Below are 19,374 nucleotides of genomic sequence, written 5' to 3' on the forward strand. Positions count from 1 at the left end.
GTGCTGTTCCTTATAGAAGGAGGATAAAGTCTTTTCTAAGCTTTATCCTCTTTCTATATTTCAAGCAGAAAATATGCTAAAATGAAACAGTATGTTAATGAAAAGAGGTATTTAAATATGGCAGAAACCTATAACCAAGAAGTAGTTGCTTTACTTCAAAAAGAATTGACAGAATATCGTCCAAACCAGCTAACAACTGTTCTGACTTTATTAAGTGAAGGCAACACTGTTCCTTTTATTGCTCGCTATCGTAAGGAGATGACGGGCAGTTTAGATGAAGTTCAAATTCGTGAAATCGAAGAACGTTATACTTATTTAGGAAATTTAGAAAAGCGTAAAGAAGAAGTCTTGCGTCTAATTGAAGAACAAGGCAAACTAACAGAAGAGTTGGCTAAATCGATTCAAAAAGCAACAAAGATGCAGCAAGTAGAAGATCTTTATCGCCCTTATAAACAAAAACGTCGGACTAAAGCGACAATTGCCAAAGAAAAGGGACTAGAACCATTGGCGGATTGGCTACTGAGTTTTCCTGTCCAAGCAGATGTAACAGCAGAAGCTGAACAATATGTTGATAGTGAAAAAGAAGTTGAGTCAGCTGAAATAGCCTTACTTGGGGCACATGAAATCATTGCTGAGCGAGTGAGTGATGAGCCAAAATTTCGGACTTGGATTCGTGACTTCACGTTTAAACACGGGCAATATGTCAGCACGGTCAAAGATAAAGAAAAAGACGAGAAATCCGTTTATGAAATGTACTATGATTTTTCCGAACCCGTTAGTAAAATGGTTTCTCATAGAGTCTTAGCGACAAACCGTGGAGAAAAAGAAGATATCTTGAAAGTAGCTCTTTTCGTAGAAGAAGAAAAGATAGCTGGTTATCTAGAGCGCCAATTGATTGGAAACAACAAACAATCACCAACGGCAACTTATGTTGAAACTGCTTATTTAGACAGTTATAAACGGTTTATTGGTCCAGCGATTGAAAGGGAGATCCGCAATGAGCTAACTGAAAAAGCAGATGAACAAGCAATCAATGTTTTTGGGGAAAATTTGCGTAATTTATTATTGCAGCCACCGTTGAAAGGAAAAGTTGTTTTAGGCTTTGATCCTGCTTATCGAACAGGTTGTAAAATGGCCATTGTAGATGCAACCGGAAAAGTCTTAGCAATTCAAGTAATTTACCCACATAAACCTGCTTCTGGAGAAAAACGTGCCGCAGCTGGTCCTGCGTTTAACAAATTGATCGAAGAATTCCAAGTTGAAATGGTTGCAATCGGTAATGGAACAGCGAGCCGTGAATCAGAATTATTTGTGGCTGAACAGCTAAAACAAATCAAACGCGATGTTTTTTATGTAATCGTCAATGAAGCTGGTGCCTCTGTTTATTCTGCCAGTGATGTGGCACGAGCTGAATTTCCAGATTTACAAGTAGAAGAAAGAAGTGCAATCAGTATTGCCCGCCGTTTGCAAGATCCATTAGCAGAACTTGTTAAAATCGATCCCAAAGCAGTTGGTGTGGGACAATATCAGCATGATGTTTCTCAAAAACGTTTGGCGGAACAATTGAATTTTGTAGTTGAAACAGCTGTTAACCAAGTCGGCGTCAATGTAAATACAGCTAGCCCACAACTTTTACAACATATTTCTGGGTTAAATAAAACAACGGCTCAAAATTTAATGGCCTATCGTGATGAAAATGGCGCATTTACAGCCCGTAATCAAGTCAAAAAAGTGCCACGTTTAGGACCAAAAGCCTATGAACAAGCGATTGGGTTCTTACGGATTCCAAATGGGAAAAATATTTTAGATAATACTGGAATTCACCCTGAAAGTTATGATGTAGCTAAAGCAATTTTAGAAAAAGCCAACGTTAAATTAGCAGAACTTGGTACGACAGAAGCTGCGCAACGTTTGAAAGGTTTACCACTAGCACAATTGGAAACCGAATTAGCAGTTGGTAGTGAAACGCTTAAAGATATTATTGCCGCTTTAGTCCAACCAGGTCGGGATATGCGTGATGAAATGCCTGCGCCACTTTTAAGAAAAGATGTTTTATCAATGGAAGATCTAAAATCAGGGATGGAATTACAAGGAACAGTTCGTAACGTCATCGATTTTGGAGCATTCGTTGATATTGGTGTCAAACAAGACGGTTTAGTCCATATTTCAAAACTTAGCTCGAAATTTGTTAAACACCCTACTGATATTGTTGCTGTAGGGGATGTTGTAACAGTTTGGGTAGAAGATGTGGACATGAAGAAAGGGCGTATCAGTTTAACGATGCTGCCACAAGCTGAAAGGAAAGAATAGTCTTGAGTAGTTTTTCTAAAGAAGGAAAACCCGCAAAGCAAGTGTTGACAGATGCGCAATTACAAGCGATGGTAGAAGAGATTTCATTGTCTTTTTTTGGGAAAAAGTTTCGGCATAATGCTTTTTTTAACCGTCGTCTAAGAACCACTGGTGGTCGCTATCATTTAAGCTCGCACAATATAGACTTCAATCCAAAAGTTTTTGAACGTTATGGTGAATCAGAATTGATCAATGTGATCAAGCATGAATTGTGTCACTATCATCTGCATATAGAAGGCAAAGGCTATCAACATAAAGATCCTGAATTTAAGTCATTATTGAAACGAACCGGCGGCAGCCGCTATGTTCGTCCTTTAGTAGAACAAAAACCACAATCATACCATCAGTATCAGTGTGAAAAGTGTCAAACATTGATTCTACGTAAACGCAGAATCAATACGGAACGCTATGTTTGTGGGAAATGTCGAGGAAATTTAGTAGAGTTGCTTCATTCTTGATGACTATAAAGTAAATGAGTTTGGGACAAAAGTGAGTTCTTTTTTGTTAAAATTGCAAATCCCGAATAAGCGCTTCTGTCCCAATCCCATTATTATACTATTGATTAAGAGGAGAAGAGGAATAGCATGATTCAACATTGGAATACAGTTATCGAATATTTATCTGCAAAAGAAGCAACAGCTAGTCGTTATGATCTTGCAATCTTAGCTGGCAACAGTTTGCCTTATCTTGCGGATGAACTGATTCGGTTATATGAAAACGGCCTAGCAGACAGATTAATGTTAGTTGGTGGTGTTGGTCATGCTACGCCTTTTTTACAGAGTAACTTTAAAAAAATGGGGATGGCTATCACTGGCGCAAGTGAAACAGAAATGTATTTGGATTACTTTAAACAAAAATATGATTTAGATAAAACATTATTTTTAACGGAGAAAACATCAACCAACTCAGGTGAGAATGCACGTTTTGCATTAGATACAGTGAAGACCACAAACTGGCATCCTGAAAAAGTCTTATTATTGGCAGATCCTTTATTACAAAGAAGGATCAAGGCTACTTTTGAAAAAGAGTGGCAAGCAACAGATGCTGTTTTTACAAACTATGTATCGATCGTTCCCTTCGTAAAAGCGGCTGAAAATGCGATTATCTTTGAAAAAGAACAACTTAATGGTTTATGGAGTACAGACTACTTTCTTTCTTTAGTTTTGGGTGAAATTCCTCGACTTAGAAATGATGCAAATGGTTACGGGCCTAATGGTCGTAATTATATTGATGCTGTTGAGATACCAAAAGAAGTAAGTCAGGCCTATGATAAATTGTGCCAAGTATACGCATATGAAATGAAAAGATAAGAATTAAATAGTAGAAAAGTAAACGATTGAAGTGGATGAATGATTGACAAAAGTAAGAGCGTATTTTATCATTGAATAGGTAATAATGACATAGATTGCGGTCATGGCGGAATGGCAGACGCGCCAGCTTGAGGGGCTGGTGGGGGCAACCCCGTGGAAGTTCGAGTCTTCTTGGCCGCATAAGTTTTTTAGCAGAATACTTCTTTCAAAGAGGTGTCTTTTAATTTAGCTTTCAATTATTCTACTCCCCATTTAAAAAATGTTAGAAAGCGCTATAATGAGCGTAAGCGTTTTAAATAACTCTTATTTTATTATGTTTTAAGAATGGAGGAATTATCAATAAGATTAAAAGGAAAAATTGCGTTAGTTACTGGAGCTTCAATGGGCATGGGAAAAGAGCATGCAGCTTTATTTATTAAAGAAGGTGCAATCGTTTATATAGCGGATATTGATGATATATCGGGCAAAGAGACCGCTGCTAGTTTAGGAGACAATGCCCAATTTGTTCATTTAGATGTTACCAAAGAAGACCAATGGCAAAAAGCTATTGAACAAATCACTAAAGAACAAGGTGTAATAAATATTCTCGTGAATAGTGCTGGGATTAATGTCTTTAAGAGTCTAGAAAATACAACGCAAGAAGAATTTATGCGAACGATTGAAATCAATCAACTATCGGTCTTCTTAGGAATCAAAAATTCTGTAGCGTTAATTGAAAAGAGTCACTCAGCTTCAATTATTAACATTTCCTCAATTGAAGGCTTTGAAGGTAGTGTCGGCGGATATGGTTACGTTAGCTCAAAATTTGCGGTTAGAGGATTAACCAAATGTGCTGCTTTAGAATTCGCAGATAAGCATATTCGTGTCAACTCAGTTCATCCAGGTGATGTCATTACCCCAATGGTAACGCAAGCAACGGGAGAACAAAAAGCTGCAATTGAACAATTCCAACAAACGATTCCTATGAAAAGAATGGCTGATCCAAAAGAAATTTCAAACTTAGTCTTATTCTTGGTTTCTGATGACTCTTCTTATTCTACTGGTAGAGAATTTATTGCTGACGGTGGTATTTTAGCGTGATAATAAAAAAACTTGTTTCGTTTTGGAATACAAACGAAACAAGTTTTTTTATTGAATGCTTTAGTTGAAGCTGCTAAACCTCTTCTTTAACGGCTTTAAACAAAACTTGGAAGAAATAGGCCAAGCCCACAGTAATGATGATATGCCCTAAACCAGCAATCCCTGAAATAGCAGCAGATTCCGGAGAGCCTAATACTTGTAAAGTCCCTCGAATCATCATCATTAATAACGTAACACCCAAGCCGATATTATAAATAATATAGAATTTTTTATAATTTATTTCTTTTGTCAATTGAAAATTCTTTTCTAATAACAAGACAATCAAGAAAAAGAACATTCCTAAAATCAGTGCATGTGTGTGTAATACACTAAACTGGGTAGTGCCAGTAAAATCATTCCATTTTGTAAATTCACGATAAAAAATACCAGCTATTAATCCAAAAATCATATAAGACATACTAACTCTAACTAATTTTTTCATGGTTCACCTCTATTTTATTTTTTCAAACAAATTAACTGTAACAAATCAATTGATTCATTTCTACGTATTTGCATCCAGCTGTAATCGTAAATTCTATGCATTTCAGATACGCTTTTTGATCATATCTTATATAATAGATGAAAGACATAAACAAATTGGAGTGATCCGTATGGCAATTAGGCGTACTTGGTGGAAAGAAGCAGTGGGCTATCAGATTTATCCAGCTAGTTTTATGGACACAAACAATGATGGTATTGGCGATTTAAATGGAATTCGCTCAAAATTGGATTATCTCAAGTCACTGGGAATTGGTTTTATCTGGATCACGCCAATTTATGAATCACCCAATGTAGATAATGGCTATGATATAAGTGATTATCAAAAAATACTTGGGACCTTTGGCACAATGGAAGAATTTGATTTATTATTGAAAGAAGCTCATGAGCAAGGACTCAAAATAATCATGGATCTAGTGATCAATCATACCTCAAATCAACATTCCTGGTTTGTGGAATCAAGATCATCGCTAAAGGATGATTATCGTGATTACTATATTTGGGCGGATGGAACTATGGATGGGCCACCTAATGATTGGGTTTCAATTTTTGGCGGTTCTGCGTGGGAATATGATGAAAGGACCAACCAGTATTATCTCCATGTTTTTGCTAAAGAACAGCCAGATCTGAATTGGGAAAATCCTCGAGTAAAAAGAGACTTGTTTCAAATGATCGATTGGTGGTTGGACAAGGGGATTGACGGTTTTCAGGTCGACGCAATTTCTCATATAAAAAAAGCACCCTTAGAAACAACTTCAACAAAAGATCCATTTGAAGCATTTAAAAACGTGCCAGGTATTGAAACACATTTAAATGATCTCAGAGATATTTTTAAAAAGCGAGATATTTTAACTGTTGGTGAGGCAAATGGTGTCAGCGCTGCTGAAGCATATCAATGGGTGGGAGAAACTACAGGCTATTTTAATATGTTATTTGAATTTGATCATATTTCTCTTTGGAATAAAGACGAACAAGAAACGGTCGATGTTATCCAGTTTAAAAAGGCACTCACTGCTTGGCAAGAGGCACTAGCCGACGGGCGGGGCTGGAATGCCCTGTATATGGAAAATCATGATATTCCCCGTTCTGTATCTAGCTTTGGTAGTGAAGAGAAGGTATTTTGGCAAGCATCGGCCAAAGCCTTAGCTCTAACATTTTTATTGCTGCAAGGAACCCCCTTCATTTATCAAGGACAAGAAATTGGTATGACGAATCTGCCATTTACTTCAATTAATGAAATTGATGCGGTTGATACGAAAAATTTCTATTATGAAATGATCCATTCAGGGGTAGATCCTAAAAACGCACTGAACCTGATTCGCAAAACTGCCAGAGATAATGCAAGAACGCCGATGCAATGGACGGCTGAAGAATATGCTGGTTTTTCTAAAAGAAAGCCATGGATGAGGATCAATCCAAACAAACAAGAGATCAATGTATTACATGAGTTGAATGATCCAACTTCTGTTTTGAATTTTTATAAAGCAGTGATCCAACTTAGAAAGGAAAACGAAGCCTTGATCTATGGTCGTTATCAACTTTATTTGCCGGATCATCCACAATTATTTGTTTATAGCCGTCGATTAGCAGACGAGCGATTTGTAGTGATCAGCAATTTGTCGAAGGAATTTGCTTCTGCTGATTTACCAGAAAATGTTCAGATTGAAGAATGGGATTTACAACTGTCTAATCTTAACGATCATACAATTCATCAACATACCATTTTTGCTCCTTATGAAGCGAGGGTCTATAAACATAAATAAAAAATCAAGCAATTTTCTTTATTTAAAAAGAAAATTGCTCGATTTTTTATTTCGCTGCGTCGCAATATTCAGCCATATGCATCAATAATTCTTCTAATGAAACATTTTTAGCACTTTGCATTGTAATATTTATTTCGTAAGAACCTAATTTTAAGTTAGCTTGAGCCGCTTTTCTAGTAATCGTACTTAATGAAGCTAGAAATTCTTCTCTATTTTCTAGACGGATGGAGATAAAATTTTGGCCAGACACGTTGAAAACGCCGATATCTGTAACGTCTTTCCAAGGAATCAAGCGATCTTTTGTAGCAAGTGCACTTGAGTAATCGTAAAATCCTTCTTTAGTCAAGATTACGACCGGTTTACCAAGTAAGAGTAGCTTGATCGAATAGCCTAAACAAAAGCCAAAAAAAATAGTTCCAATGATTCCAACTAAAGGAATCAAGAATGACCCACTGCCACCTAAAAAGCCGACATCAAGATCTTGGGGAAAAATCAAAAATACTGATACACCAGTCATAATAACTGATAAAAAAATCAATAACAATTGTTTTCCTTTACTTTGATACACAACAAATTCTTCTTTCATTATTCGCTCCTTAATTTTTTTTACCTATAATAGAATAGCATAAAATTTGACTATTTGGCTGAAAATCAATGAGTTCTAACGAATTCACTTTTTTTTTTAGAAAATTTGCAATTTTTCATTGCTTTTTTTTTCTATGTGGCGTAACTTTAAAGATATAAATTTTGAAAATGAGGGATACAGTATGAGAAATTTTGAAAAATCCAACAAACTTGATGGTGTGAGTTATGATGTACGTGGTCCGGTTTTAGAAGAAGCGGACAGAATGCACGAAGAAGGCATTCGCATTTTAAAACTTAATACTGGTAATCCCGCCCCTTTTGGTTTTGATGCGCCGAATGAAGTCGTTCGCGATATGATCATGAATGTCCGTAATTCAGAAGGATATTCTGATTCAAAAGGGATTTTTTCAGCTCGTAAAGCAATTGAACAATATTGCCAAATCAAAGGCTTTCCTAATGTGACGATCAACGATATTTATACTGGTAATGGTGTGAGTGAATTGATCTCAATGTGTATGCAGGGTTTGTTGAATAATGGCGATGAAGTACTTGTGCCAATGCCAGATTATCCTTTATGGACAGCTTCAATATCGTTAGCTGGCGGAAATCCTGTACATTATATTTGTGACGAGCAAGCCGAATGGTATCCAGACATTGATGATATTAAATCAAAAGTGACAACAAATACCAAAGCTATTGTTTTGATCAATCCAAATAATCCAACAGGAGCTTTGTACCCTAAAGAAATACTGGAACAAATCGTTGAAATAGCGAGACAAAATGATTTGATTATCTTTTCGGATGAAATCTATGATCGTTTAGTGATGGATGGCTTGACTCATATTCCAATTGCGACATTAGCGCCTGATTTATTCGTTGTTACACTAAACGGTTTGTCTAAATCACATCGAGTGGCTGGGTTCCGTTGCGGTTGGATGGTCCTTAGTGGTAATAAAAAACATGTAAAAGGCTACATTGAAGGGTTGAATATGCTGGCGTCTATGCGGCTATGTTCTAATGTATTATCGCAGCAAATTATCCAAACTGCTTTAGGTGGTTATCAAAGTGTGGATGATCTACTCCTTCCTGGTGGTAGAATTTATGAACAACGGGAATATATTTATAATGCGATCAATGATATTCCTGGCCTTTCAGCAGTAAAACCAAAAGCAGCTTTTTATATCTTTCCAAAAATTGATACCGCTCGTTTTAATATTTACGATGATGAAAAGTTTGTCTTGGATTTTCTCCATGAACATCATATTTTATTAGTGCATGGCGGCGGCTTCAATTGGGCACAACCAGATCACTTTAGAATCGTTTATCTACCAAAAATGGAAGACTTGAAATTTACAACCGAAAAAATGCGTGAATTTTTAAGTACCTACAAACAAAAGTAAGCATGTTGCAAAATTAAAAAGAGTGACTCAAAACTTTTCAAGTTTTGAGTCACTCTCATTTTAAGAATGCCCTACATAAAATTATTCTGCAGTTTGACAATCTTTTTTACTAATTACCATCCGATTTGTATATTTTTCTTCCATGTCTGGACTGGGATCTGAAACAACAACCAAATAAGCATTTTCATATTCTTTTTCGACATAGCCTGAATAGCTACTTCTATCCCAACTAAAGCTAATTCGTTTCTCCTGTGTCATGAGTAACACTCCTTATTTGCAAAGTAAAATTATTTTAAATCGTCTCGGTTTAGCAGTAGGTAATGTTCTTGCAGTATATTATGCTATAAAGTACAATAAATGCATAATGCGAATTCGCATATTTTGAAATTTTAGATAGACAAGGCTTTTTAATAGTGGTATAGAATTGAAATCGGCGTAGGAGTGAAAGTATGGATTCTTTTGGAGCAGTCATTAAGGAAATTCGTAAGAATAGAAAATTAACACAAAAAATGTTATCAGAAGACATTTGTTCACAAAGTGTATTGAGTAGGATCGAAAATAATGAAGAGTTGCCCAATGTAGTAGTGATGCAACAAATCTGCCAACGCTTAGGTGTAACAATGGATCAGATTATGCAGTTTAAATCAGATGAAGTTCGACTGATCACTCAAATATTTGAAAAAATAGCGGATTATTTTCGCCATAAAGAATATGAAAAAATAATGACGTATATGAAAGCAACGCAAATTGAAGAACGATTACATTTAGATACTGATTGGCAGCGTTACTATTATTATTTAGGCAGTTGTAAATTTTATTTGTGTAGCGATTTTGAACATGCGATATTAGATCTAAAAAAAGGGCTTTCTTATACATATCAAGCGAACAAGGACAATTTATCAGATTTTGAAATACAAGTGATCAGTTGTATTGGTAGCACCTATAGTAGTATTGGAAAGTTTATTGAAGCTGAGAAGTACTTAAAGTTAAGCATTCATTATTTTCATAAATTACCCAATGAACGAGTAACAGCTGAATTGACTAAGATATTTTATAATTATTCTAAATTCTTAACCGATCAAAAACGGTTAGAAGAAGCACAAATCTATATCGATCAAGGGATCGTCTGGTCAAGACACCGCAATAGCTATTATTATTTAAGTGAGTTGTTTCAACTAAAAAGCCAATTGATGATCGTAAAAGGGCAATCAGAGAAAGCAACTGAGTATCAAATTTTATCTGAACAAATTCGTCGGATCGAAACCATTAAAATCTAACGAAAGTTAAGTAAAAAAATCTGAAAAGGTCTACACCATTCTTGACTTTAACTGATTTTAAGAGTACCGTTAAAGTAGAAAATTAAAGAAAGAAGGATGAAGATGAGAACGTTTATCTTTGCTGAAAAGTTCTTTTTAAAAAGTGATGTAAAAGGACCGGGATATTTAGAAATCACAGATGGAGTATTTGGTGACTTTTATAAAGAAGTACCAGAAAGCGATGCAACAGTGATTAAAGAAGAAGGAAAATGGATTGCACCAGGTTTAGTAGATACTCATATTCATGGTTACATGAATCATGATGTTATGGATAGTGATGCTGAAGGGTTAAAAGTCATGTCAGAAGGATTATTGTCTTGTGGTGTGACATCATTTTTACCAACAACTTTAACCTCAAGCAAAGAACGCTTGAAAGATGTTGCTAAAACAATTGGTGAGGTATATCAAGATGTTCCTGGTGCAAAAGTTCAAGGAATCTATTTTGAAGGACCATTCTTTACCGAAGAACACAAAGGTGCTCAAAACCCTAGCTACTTTGGCGATCCAGATCTTGCAACGTTCAATGAATGGCAAGAAGCTTCTGGTGGTTTGATCAAAAAAATCGCTTTAGCACCAGAACGCAAAGGGGTTAAAGAATTTGTAAAAGCTGTAACGGATGAAGGTGTCGTTGTTGCCTTGGGACACAGTGATGCAACGTTAGAACAAGCAACAGATGCAGTCGAAGCTGGTGCTAGCGTGTTTGTCCATGCTTATAACGGTATGCGTGGACTAAATCATCGTGAACCTGGGATGGTTGGTGCGTTGATGTCATTAAATCATGTGTTCTCTGAATTGATTTGTGATGGTCATCATGTCCATCCAAATGCAGCAGATATTCTGATGGAAAAAGCTGGACATGATCACGTGGCGTTGATCACTGACTGTATGATGGCTGGCGGCATGCCTGATGGTAACTACAATTTAGGTGAATTTCCTGTTGTCGTGAAAGATGGCACAGCTCGTTTAGAATCTGGTAACCTAGCAGGTAGTATTTTGAAATTAAAAGAAGCTATCAAAAACGTGGTTGATTGGGAAATTGCTACACCAGAACAAGCAATCATGATGGCAACATTAGTACCCGCTGTTAGTTGTAAGATCGATGATCAATGCGGGATGATCGCAAACGGACGCGATGCTGACTTTATCGTGTTAGATCCAACGATGGAATTGGCTGCAACTTATTTAGATGGCGTAGAACGTTATCGTGCTTAATATAAATAAAAAACAGATTTTAGCTATTTGGCTAAAGTCTGTTTTTTTATTTAGTCATTTTTAGGTAAGATAGATGAGGTTAGGCTGTTGTTGAAATACGCAATAAAAAAATCTGATAAAAATAAGTCATACACTTCAATATCCGTTTTATAAAGAGAAACCGGGATCACAAAAGTTTGTTCATTGGTCCCGGCAATATAATCACCGTCAATGGTTTGCGCAACGACTAGAAAGCCATGTTCTTGCCAAAGTGAAAGATCATCTAAGGAAATGGTTTCATCAGAAGCAAGGTATTGAATTGTCTCTTCAAATTGTGCTTCAAGTGTTTGGCTGAAAATGATCGTGCTATCCTCATCTTGTTCATTTTCTAAAACGGTACTTAAAAAAATTTGTGGATCTGTTTTTGTGAGTTCTTCTTTGATTTTTTGAAAATCCATCTCTATGCCTCCTGATTTTAAAATGAAGTAAGCTTATTCAAGCTCTTGCGAAATCAGCTGTTCAATCCGTTTCTACCATAGGTCAATATAAAAAAAGTAATACTCTATCGTTCATTTAAGATCGTGACGCGAAAATCAATAGTGGTATTTTTGTTTAAGCCTTTAGCTTCAAGATCGATTTGCTTACATAATAGTGCAGTTCCTTCATAAACGGGTGTTACTCGATAACGAATCGTTTCGCCATTATCTAGTGCTTGGCGAATTTGATTTTCATATTTAGTCATATAAGGTGTATTGACGGGTGTTTGATAAAGTGTAGTGAGATTTCGCTGGTCATCACCAGAACCACCAAGTTGGCGTCCAATCAAATGTCCTCTAGAATGAAGTGTCGGCTCCAAGCCAGAAATAAAGCCTGGGGGACGAATATCTTTATTAGCAGAGGTTCCAGTATTGACCATAGCTGGTTTTAATAACGCATCGGCACCAGTTGCGCGATCAAGTGAATCTAAAGCGTGATAATCAATCCAGCCTTTTTGACTATCTTTCATTTCAGCGGTTGAAAAAGTTGCAGGACCAAGTTCTTTAGGTCCAGGATTTGTGGAACTGACTGGTTTTGCTGTAGATGGTTTGGTTTGCTGTTGCGGCTGATGTGTGTCGATACCAAACATTTCTTGAATAGTATCTGGAACTTGTACTCCAAATACACCTAAAACTAAAATAATTAGCACTGCCACAAGCATCACTGCTGGATTGAAAGGCGGTTTTTGTTTCTTTCTTGCCATGTTTTCTCTCCTAACTTAAATAAAGCTGACTTTTATCGTAGATTTTGCATAAGTCATCCTTCTATTATACGAAAAAAAATCAAAAAATCAAAAAGCTTTTAAGCTATAAGAGGACTAGTTTGCGTTCTTATGATAAAATTCCCTTGAGAGGGGATTTTAAATCATGGCATATATCGATGTAATAAATGAATATAAAAGATATCATATGGGAGATACCACAATTGCTGCAAATGATGGGATTACTTTTTCGGTAGAAAAAGGAGAAGTCGCAGTTATTTTAGGTCCGAGCGGTGCTGGTAAATCAACTGTATTGAACATTTTAGGTGGTATGGATTCATGTGACGAAGGACAAATCGTCATTGATGGAACGGATATTGCAAAATTCAATGAGAAGCAATTAACAACGTATCGTCGAAATGATGTTGGTTTTGTTTTTCAATTTTACAATCTAGTCCCGAATTTAACAACAAAAGAAAATGTTGAATTAGCGTCGCAAATTGTTTCAGATGCCTTAAATCCAGAAGAAGTGTTAAAATCTGTTGGCTTAGGTGCACGACTGGATAATTTTCCAGCACAATTATCGGGAGGCGAACAACAGCGTGTGACGATTGCCAGAGCGATTGCTAAACGCCCTAAACTATTATTGTGTGATGAGCCAACGGGTGCACTTGATTATGAAACGGGTAAGCAAATTTTAACAATTTTACAAGAAACTGCTCGTAATACTGGCACAACTGTGATCATTATTACCCATAATTCTGCCCTTGCCCCAATGGCAGATCGTGTGATCCGTATCAATGATGCAAAAGTTCGAAACGTGACAATCAATGAAGTACCAAAGCCCGTATCTGAGATAGAATGGTAGGTGGTAGTGTTGAAAAAAACAGCCTTACTTAAAACTAGTTTTCGTGAAATCAAACAATCAAAAACGCGCTTTATTTCGATCATGGGTATTATTTTTCTAGGCGTGATGGTTTTTGTTGGTTTAAAAGCGACAGGACCTGATATGACTCAGACCGCAACTAACTACTATCAAAAACAAAAGTTACCCGATGCTCGGATCGTTTCAACGCTTGGCTTAACGGATAACGATATTAACGCGGTTAAACAGGTGAAAGAGGTCGAAACGGTTTTCCCTAGATACACAAAAGATTTAGCTATCAGTGAACGCAATGTAGCGGTGAAATTTGTTAGCTATGATCTAAAAGAAAAACAACCTTTGATTGATTATAAAGTGGTTAGCGGACGTATGCCTGAAAAAAGTGGAGAAATTGTTTTAGATGACCTGGCGCAATTACGCGGGCACTATAAATTAGGCGAAACATTAACCCTTTCAAAAGAAGACAATCAAGATCAGGCTTTGAGAAAAGATCGATTCAAAATCGTCGGATTTGTCCAATCACCTGAATATATTGAAAATACATCAAGAGGAAATACAACGATCGGTAAAGGTTCTTTAGATTTTTTTGCAGTAATTCCTAAAGAAGATCTGGATCTTTCGACGTATACTGAAATTTTGGTGTCTTTCAAAGGATTAAACAGTATTGACAGTTACTCGTCAGTTTACAAGGATAAACGTGTTGCTGCAGTTACCTCTGTTGAACAAGCAATGGAAAAACGACCTGAACAACGGGTACAGGAAATTCGAGAAGAATCAAAAGCTTCTTTTGACAAAGCGCAAAAAGGAATTACAGAGGGTGAAAATGCTTTAAAAGATGCTGAAGCTAAATTACAATCGAGCGAACAGACCTTATCTGCTGGTAAACAAGAATTAGCCCAAGCTCAAGCTGCTTACACCCAACAAATCACAGCTGCAGAGAATGAACTAGCAACAAATCAATTGACTATTACAGAGGGTGAAAATGAGCTCGCTGCGCAAAAAAGTCTACTTGAAACAAAGCAAAATGAATTAGCTCAAGCTACAGCAAAAGTTACTGAAGGACAAAACGCATTACCTGGTTTACAACAACAACGTAATGAACTAGCAACATCCAATGAATCATTGAATCAGTTCGTTAATGGTTATCAAAGTTTAGGTGCATCAGTTGCTCTATTAGATCGAGTGCCTGATGAATTATTAGCAGAAAGTATTGCTGATGCAGCACCCCAACTTCAAGGAGCAGTTCAAAGCTTAGGTGCACCAGCTGAACTAACAACGGCGATCAATCAATTGATCAGTCAACCTGAAAGAAACAATATTGCAGGTGTTATGGGTGTAATCAACGGTGCTTTAGCAAATTTATCAGGCCAACAAGCTCAGGCAACGGAAGGGTTACAAACACTAGATCAAACAATTGCTACCATCAATCAGTCGATTACACAGTATAACGATGGTCAACAACAACTAGATCAAGCCGCAGCTCAAATTGCTCAAGCACAAGCCCAACTAGAGTCTGGAAAAGCACAATTAGCAGCTGGTCAAGCACAATTAGAACAATCCAAAGTAGATGGTCAGGCGAAATTAAATGAAGCGCAAGCCAAAATTGATCAAGGTCAAACAGCTTATGATCAAGGTCTTGCTGAATTCGAAAAGAAAAAAACGGAAACGATCCCTAAATTGAATAATGCTAAACAACAACTGGAAGAGAAACAAAAAGAATTAGCTGATTTAAAAGCAGCAGATTATTATTACTTTACAAGAGATGATAATCCAGGTTATTCAGAATATGAAGATAACGCTAAGCGTATTTCTTCTTTATCAACTTTTTTTCCGATTTTCTTTTTCTTGATTGCGGCTTTAGTGAGTTTAACGACAATGACGCGTATGGTCGAAGAAAAACGAATGGAAATCGGTAGCCTGAAAGCGTTAGGCTATCGAAATGGTGAAATTGCCTTTAAGTTTTTAGTGTATGCGGCAATTGCCAGTATCTGTGGCGCTGTTTTAGGATTATTTGTTGGTTACTATTTATTCCCAACGATTATCTTTGATGCATATGGACAATTGTATAATATTCCTGATTTTGTTACTCCTTGGTATTTAAGTTACAGTTTGATTGGGATTTTAGTAGCGCTTCTATGTACGGCAGGTGCTGCGATGGTGGTTCTACGCATTGATTTATTCAGTACGCCAGCTAGTCTGTTGCGCCCTAAGGCACCAAAAGCAGGGCAAAGAATTTGGTTAGAGCGAATCAAACCAATTTGGAATCGATTGAGTTTTATTCAAAAAGTTACGGCACGCAATTTATTCCGTTACAAACAACGGATGTTGATGACGGTATTAGGTATTGCGGGCTGCATGGCATTGATTATTACAGGTTTTGGATTAAAAGATTCCATTTCTGATATTGTCGAAGTACAATTTAATAAAATTTGGCATTATCAAGCAATCGTAACGTTTAAAGATGAAGCATCTGAGCAAGCAACGCAGCAATATCAAGAGGTATTGGACAAAGTCGAAGGCTTGAAAAAAACCATGCCATTATATGTGGAATCTTTAAAAACAACGAATAATTCGAATGCTAAGCAAGATGTTTCAATCTATGTACCGGAGAATCCTAAAGAAATTGATCAGTTTATTTTATTCAACGATCGACAATCGGGAGATAAGTACCAATTGACCGATGATGGTGTGATCATTAATGAAAAACTAGCTAACCTATTTCATTATAAAACGGGTGATACTCTTGTTTTGAAAGATAGTGATAATAAAGAATACAAGCTTAAAATCAATGCGATAGCTGAAAATTACACGGGACATTTTGCGTATATGTCACCAGTTTATTATGAAAAAATAATGAAAAAAGCGCCACGCTATAACACAGAATTTTTACTTTTTGATCAGGCGCCAAGTGAGAAAGTTGAGGCAAGCATTGGTAAAGAATTGATGGAAAACCAAAAAGTATTAAATGTTTCCTTCCTATCCATTTCAAGTGATGCTTTAGATGATACGATTCACAGTTTAAATATTGTCGTGTGGGTCTTAATCACGGTATCCGGTTTATTGGCCTTTATCGTGTTATATAATTTGACCAATATTAATATTTCCGAACGAATCCGAGAACTTTCTACTATTAAGGTATTAGGTTTTTATGATAATGAAGTAACGATGTATGTGTATCGTGAAAATATTATTTTAACGTTGATCGGTATTTTCTTCGGTTGCTTCTTTGGAAAATTGGTTCACAGTTATGTCTTGACGACGGTTGAAGTTGATATGCTGATGTTCTCACCAACGATCCACTGGTTGAGTTACTTCTACTCAGCGCTACTCACATTATTCTTTACATTACTAGTTATGGTTTTCATGCATAGAAAGTTGAAAAAAGTTGATATGATTGAAGCATTAAAATCAAATGAATAAATGATATTGATAAATGAAGTGAGAGCAAGATAAAACTGATCTTTAGTTTTGTCCCGCTCTCATTTCATTTTTCTTTTTTTGAGAACACATACATCTTTGGAATGATTTTTCAAGATTAGCTGTCATTTTGTACAAATTATTGGTAAAATATAAGTATCTTCGGGAGAACGATCAAAAAGAATGGGTCTTTACTTAAGCAACTGAACAGTGGTTAAATTGAGATTTTTTAGGTAGGCGAAAGGGTGTGAAAACGTGATACAAGGTATTCCAATTGAAACGATTTATCTTTATGTATTGATTATTTGTGCGGTATTGGCCGTCTTATTGGTGATTTTTGGGGATATTTTTGATTTTGATGGGCCAATCGATCCAATGTTGGCAATTCCCTGGTTGGCTTTTACCTCACTATTCGGTTATTTGGGAGAACGGTTATTGGGGTGGAATCATCTGATGCTGTTTCTACTGAGTGGAGCAATTGCATCAATTCTTGTCTTTTTATTGAATTTCTATGTATTGATGCCGTTGAAAAATGCGGAATCAACTATTTCAATTTCAGAGAAAGACATGGAAGGGAATACCGCAACGGTTGTTACACCGATTCCAATCAGTGGAATGGGCGAAATCCAATTCAAAAGTGTCACTGGATCGATCAGCCGGCCAGCTGCTTTTTATGCTCCGCAGAAACGACCAATTGAACGAGGAGCACAAGTTCTGATCATCGAGATCAAAGACCGCGTATGTTATGTGGTTCCTTATGGTGGTAGTTTACAATTATAGAAAAGAAGGGATAGAAGAAAATGGAATTAGGTATTTTAGGACCAATTGTTTTGGTTGTGTTTATTTTATTGATGATGTTGATCGTTTTTATTTCAAAATATCAAACAGCTAAACCAGATGAAGCGTTAATCATTAGTGGTAGTTATTTAGGGAGCAAGAATGTCCATGCTGATGAGCGAGGTAATAAAATAAAAATTGTTCGTGGTGGTGGGGCTTTTGTATTACCTGTCTTCCAACGTTCAAACAGAATCAGCTTATTATCTAGTAAGTTAGATGTATCGACGCCAGAAGTATACACAGAGCAAGGGGTTCCTGTTATGTGTGATGGAACATCGATCATCAAGATCGGTTCTTCAGTAGAAGAAATTGCTACAGCCGCAGAACAATTCTTAGGCAAAACTCGTGAAGAACTTGAAAATGAAGCACGAGAAGTACTAGAAGGACATCTACGTTCAATCTTAGGTTCTATGACTGTCGAAGAAATTTATCAAAATCGTGATAAATTCAGCCAAAGTGTACAGGAAGTTGCCAGTGTCGACTTAGCAAAAATGGGGTTGATTATCGTATCATTTACCATCAAAGAAGTTCGAGACAAAAACGGTTATTTAGATTCTTTAGGGAAACCTCGGATCGCCCAAGTAAAACGTGATGCAGATATCGCTGAAGCTGAAGCTTGGAAAGAAACGCGAATCAAAAAAGCCGAAGCGGAAAAAGAATCACAACAAGCTGAATTACAACGTCAGACTGAAATCGCTGAAGCTTCAAAAGAAAAAGAATTAAAATTAGCTACCTACAAAGAAGCACAAGATATTGCAAAAGCTAAGGCTGACCAAGCCTATAACTTAGAGACAGCTAAAGCCCAACAGGAAGTTATTGCTCAAGAGATGGAAGTTAAAGTCATCGAGCGTCAAAAACAAATCGAGTTGGAAGAAAAAGAAATCGTTCGTCGTGAAAAACAATACGATTCAGAAGTGAAGAAAAAAGCGGATGCCGATCGTTATGCTAAAGAACAAGAAGCGTTAGCACAAAAGGCCCGTGAAGTAGCGGAAGCCGAAGCTGAACGTTTCCGAGTGGAATCATTAGCGGAAGCCGAAGCCAATCAAACACGACTTGCAGGTCAAGCAGAAGCTGAGTCAATTTTAGCTCGTGGTGCTGCCGAAGCCGAAGCGAAACAAAAAATCGCCGATGCTTTCAAGGAATACGGCGAAGCAGCTGTTTTAAGTATGGTTATGGAAATGTTACCACAATTAATGAAAGAAGCCGCACAACCACTTAGCAACATTGATAAAATTTCAGTTGTTGATACAGGTGGCGGTGGCGAAAATGCCGGAGCAAACCGTATTACGAACTATGCTACAAACTTATTAGCTGGCACACAAGAAACATTAAAAGAAACAACAGGCTTAGATGTGAAAGAATTGATTGAAAATTTCTCTAAAAAGGGAACGAACAGTAATGTGAATTTCTATGGAGAAGATCCATCTAGCGATAAAGAATAGTAAGAAACTGCCAAAATCAGGTAAGAT

At 36.7% G+C, this 19,374-nt stretch carries 17 protein-coding genes and 1 tRNA gene; 13 read left to right on the forward strand and 5 right to left on the reverse strand.

The genetic code is table 11. The annotated features are described in order from the left end of the window. Positions 1–117: 117 nt before the first annotated feature. The 5 genes from A5866_RS01270 (at position 118) to A5866_RS01290 (ending at position 4,739) form a co-directional block, all read left to right on the forward strand. Positions 118–2,310, forward strand: coding sequence for a Tex family protein (locus A5866_RS01270; RefSeq protein WP_086444601.1), 2,193 nt, complete (start codon positions 118–120; stop codon positions 2,308–2,310). Positions 2,311–2,312: 2 nt separating this feature from the next. Then, positions 2,313–2,807, forward strand: coding sequence for a SprT family protein (locus tag A5866_RS01275; RefSeq protein ID WP_086444600.1), 495 nt, complete (start codon positions 2,313–2,315; stop codon positions 2,805–2,807). Positions 2,808–2,933: 126 nt separating this feature from the next. Further along, complete coding sequence (locus tag A5866_RS01280) at positions 2,934–3,659, forward strand: ElyC/SanA/YdcF family protein (RefSeq protein ID WP_086444599.1); 726 nt, start codon at positions 2,934–2,936, stop codon at positions 3,657–3,659. A 97-nt stretch (positions 3,660–3,756) separates the two neighbouring features. Beyond that, positions 3,757–3,839, forward strand: a tRNA-Leu gene (locus A5866_RS01285). A 144-nt stretch (positions 3,840–3,983) separates the two neighbouring features. Next, positions 3,984–4,739 carry an SDR family oxidoreductase gene (locus tag A5866_RS01290; protein WP_086444598.1) on the forward strand — a complete coding sequence of 252 codons (756 nt, stop codon included), beginning with the start codon at positions 3,984–3,986 and terminating at the stop codon, positions 4,737–4,739. A 73-nt stretch (positions 4,740–4,812) separates the two neighbouring features. Here A5866_RS01290 and A5866_RS01295 read toward each other — a convergent pair whose 3' ends face one another. Next, positions 4,813–5,220: a DUF2871 domain-containing protein gene (locus A5866_RS01295; RefSeq protein ID WP_086444597.1), complete on the reverse strand. Its 408-nt coding sequence runs from the start codon at positions 5,218–5,220 to the stop codon at positions 4,813–4,815. A gap of 169 nt (positions 5,221–5,389) precedes the next feature. On the opposite strand from A5866_RS01295, the gene A5866_RS01300 reads away from it, so the two are divergent. Next, positions 5,390–7,039 (forward strand): glycoside hydrolase family 13 protein, encoded by a 1,650-nt coding sequence (locus A5866_RS01300; protein ID WP_086444596.1) that lies wholly within the window; start codon positions 5,390–5,392, stop codon positions 7,037–7,039. 46 nt (positions 7,040–7,085) lie between these two features. On the opposite strand, the gene A5866_RS01305 is transcribed toward A5866_RS01300, so the two are convergent. Continuing rightward, positions 7,086–7,625, reverse strand: coding sequence for an STM3941 family protein (locus tag A5866_RS01305; RefSeq protein ID WP_086444595.1), 540 nt, complete (start codon positions 7,623–7,625; stop codon positions 7,086–7,088). Between the two features lie 181 nt (positions 7,626–7,806). On the opposite strand from A5866_RS01305, the gene A5866_RS01310 reads away from it, so the two are divergent. After that, a complete protein-coding gene (locus A5866_RS01310) occupies positions 7,807–9,024 on the forward strand; it encodes a pyridoxal phosphate-dependent aminotransferase (RefSeq protein ID WP_086281479.1) in 1,218 nt (405 codons plus the stop codon). 81 nt (positions 9,025–9,105) lie between these two features. On the opposite strand, the gene A5866_RS01315 is transcribed toward A5866_RS01310, so the two are convergent. Continuing rightward, positions 9,106–9,282, reverse strand: a complete 177-nt coding sequence (locus tag A5866_RS01315) for a hypothetical protein (protein ID WP_086281477.1) — start codon at positions 9,280–9,282, stop codon at positions 9,106–9,108. A 191-nt stretch (positions 9,283–9,473) separates the two neighbouring features. Here A5866_RS01315 and A5866_RS01320 point away from each other — a divergent pair, with 191 nt between their 5' ends. Together A5866_RS01320 and nagA are read left to right on the forward strand one after the other, a co-directional pair. Beyond that, the gene (locus A5866_RS01320; RefSeq protein ID WP_086281475.1) at positions 9,474–10,301 is read left to right on the forward strand and encodes a helix-turn-helix domain-containing protein; all 828 of its coding nucleotides are present in this window, start codon (positions 9,474–9,476) and stop codon (positions 10,299–10,301) included. Positions 10,302–10,403: 102 nt separating this feature from the next. Beyond that, complete coding sequence (gene nagA / locus A5866_RS01325; RefSeq protein WP_086281473.1) at positions 10,404–11,552, forward strand: N-acetylglucosamine-6-phosphate deacetylase; 1,149 nt, start codon at positions 10,404–10,406, stop codon at positions 11,550–11,552. Positions 11,553–11,602: 50 nt separating this feature from the next. On the opposite strand, the gene A5866_RS01330 is transcribed toward nagA, so the two are convergent. Beyond that, positions 11,603–11,989: a hypothetical protein gene (locus A5866_RS01330; RefSeq protein ID WP_086281471.1), complete on the reverse strand. Its 387-nt coding sequence runs from the start codon at positions 11,987–11,989 to the stop codon at positions 11,603–11,605. Between the two features lie 104 nt (positions 11,990–12,093). Then, on the reverse strand, positions 12,094–12,771 hold the full coding sequence (locus tag A5866_RS01335; protein ID WP_086281469.1) for a DNA/RNA non-specific endonuclease: 678 nt from the start codon (positions 12,769–12,771) through the stop codon (positions 12,094–12,096). A gap of 163 nt (positions 12,772–12,934) precedes the next feature. Here A5866_RS01335 and A5866_RS01340 point away from each other — a divergent pair, with 163 nt between their 5' ends. The 4 genes from A5866_RS01340 (at position 12,935) to A5866_RS01355 (ending at position 19,347) form a co-directional block, all read left to right on the forward strand. Next, entirely contained in the window at positions 12,935–13,636 is a 702-nt protein-coding gene (locus tag A5866_RS01340; protein ID WP_086281467.1) for an ABC transporter ATP-binding protein, read from the forward strand. A gap of 6 nt (positions 13,637–13,642) precedes the next feature. After that, on the forward strand, positions 13,643–17,071 hold the full coding sequence (locus A5866_RS01345; RefSeq protein ID WP_086444594.1) for an ABC transporter permease: 3,429 nt from the start codon (positions 13,643–13,645) through the stop codon (positions 17,069–17,071). Between the two features lie 252 nt (positions 17,072–17,323). Further along, the gene (locus A5866_RS01350) at positions 17,324–17,848 is read left to right on the forward strand and encodes a hypothetical protein (protein WP_086444593.1); all 525 of its coding nucleotides are present in this window, start codon (positions 17,324–17,326) and stop codon (positions 17,846–17,848) included. Between the two features lie 20 nt (positions 17,849–17,868). After that, entirely contained in the window at positions 17,869–19,347 is a 1,479-nt protein-coding gene (locus A5866_RS01355) for a flotillin family protein (protein WP_086281460.1), read from the forward strand. Positions 19,348–19,374 lie beyond the last annotated feature (27 nt).

Origin of the sequence: Enterococcus sp. 12C11_DIV0727, assembly GCF_002148425.2 — a bacterium.
In the GTDB taxonomy this organism is placed as follows: Bacteria; Bacillota; Bacilli; order Lactobacillales; family Enterococcaceae; genus Enterococcus_L; species Enterococcus_L lemimoniae.

Bases quoted from the DNA above. Each gene is read 5' to 3' on its own strand.
- A5866_RS01340 (WP_086281467.1), top strand. From the start codon at position 12,935: ATGGCATATATCGATGTAATAAATGAATATAAAAGATATCATATGGGA.
- A5866_RS01320 (WP_086281475.1), top strand. From the start codon at position 9,474: ATGGATTCTTTTGGAGCAGTCATTAAGGAAATTCGTAAGAATAGAAAA.
- A5866_RS01310 (WP_086281479.1), top strand. From the start codon at position 7,807: ATGAGAAATTTTGAAAAATCCAACAAACTTGATGGTGTGAGTTATGAT.
- A5866_RS01355 (WP_086281460.1), top strand. From the start codon at position 17,869: ATGGAATTAGGTATTTTAGGACCAATTGTTTTGGTTGTGTTTATTTTA.
- A5866_RS01335 (WP_086281469.1), bottom strand. From the start codon at position 12,771: ATGGCAAGAAAGAAACAAAAACCGCCTTTCAATCCAGCAGTGATGCTT.
- A5866_RS01295 (WP_086444597.1), bottom strand. From the start codon at position 5,220: ATGAAAAAATTAGTTAGAGTTAGTATGTCTTATATGATTTTTGGATTA.
- A5866_RS01270 (WP_086444601.1), top strand. From the start codon at position 118: ATGGCAGAAACCTATAACCAAGAAGTAGTTGCTTTACTTCAAAAAGAA.
- nagA (WP_086281473.1), top strand. From the start codon at position 10,404: ATGAGAACGTTTATCTTTGCTGAAAAGTTCTTTTTAAAAAGTGATGTA.
- A5866_RS01290 (WP_086444598.1), top strand. From the start codon at position 3,984: ATGGAGGAATTATCAATAAGATTAAAAGGAAAAATTGCGTTAGTTACT.
- A5866_RS01280 (WP_086444599.1), top strand. From the start codon at position 2,934: ATGATTCAACATTGGAATACAGTTATCGAATATTTATCTGCAAAAGAA.
- A5866_RS01300 (WP_086444596.1), top strand. From the start codon at position 5,390: ATGGCAATTAGGCGTACTTGGTGGAAAGAAGCAGTGGGCTATCAGATT.
- A5866_RS01330 (WP_086281471.1), bottom strand. From the start codon at position 11,989: ATGGATTTTCAAAAAATCAAAGAAGAACTCACAAAAACAGATCCACAA.
- A5866_RS01315 (WP_086281477.1), bottom strand. From the start codon at position 9,282: ATGACACAGGAGAAACGAATTAGCTTTAGTTGGGATAGAAGTAGCTAT.
- A5866_RS01305 (WP_086444595.1), bottom strand. From the start codon at position 7,625: ATGAAAGAAGAATTTGTTGTGTATCAAAGTAAAGGAAAACAATTGTTA.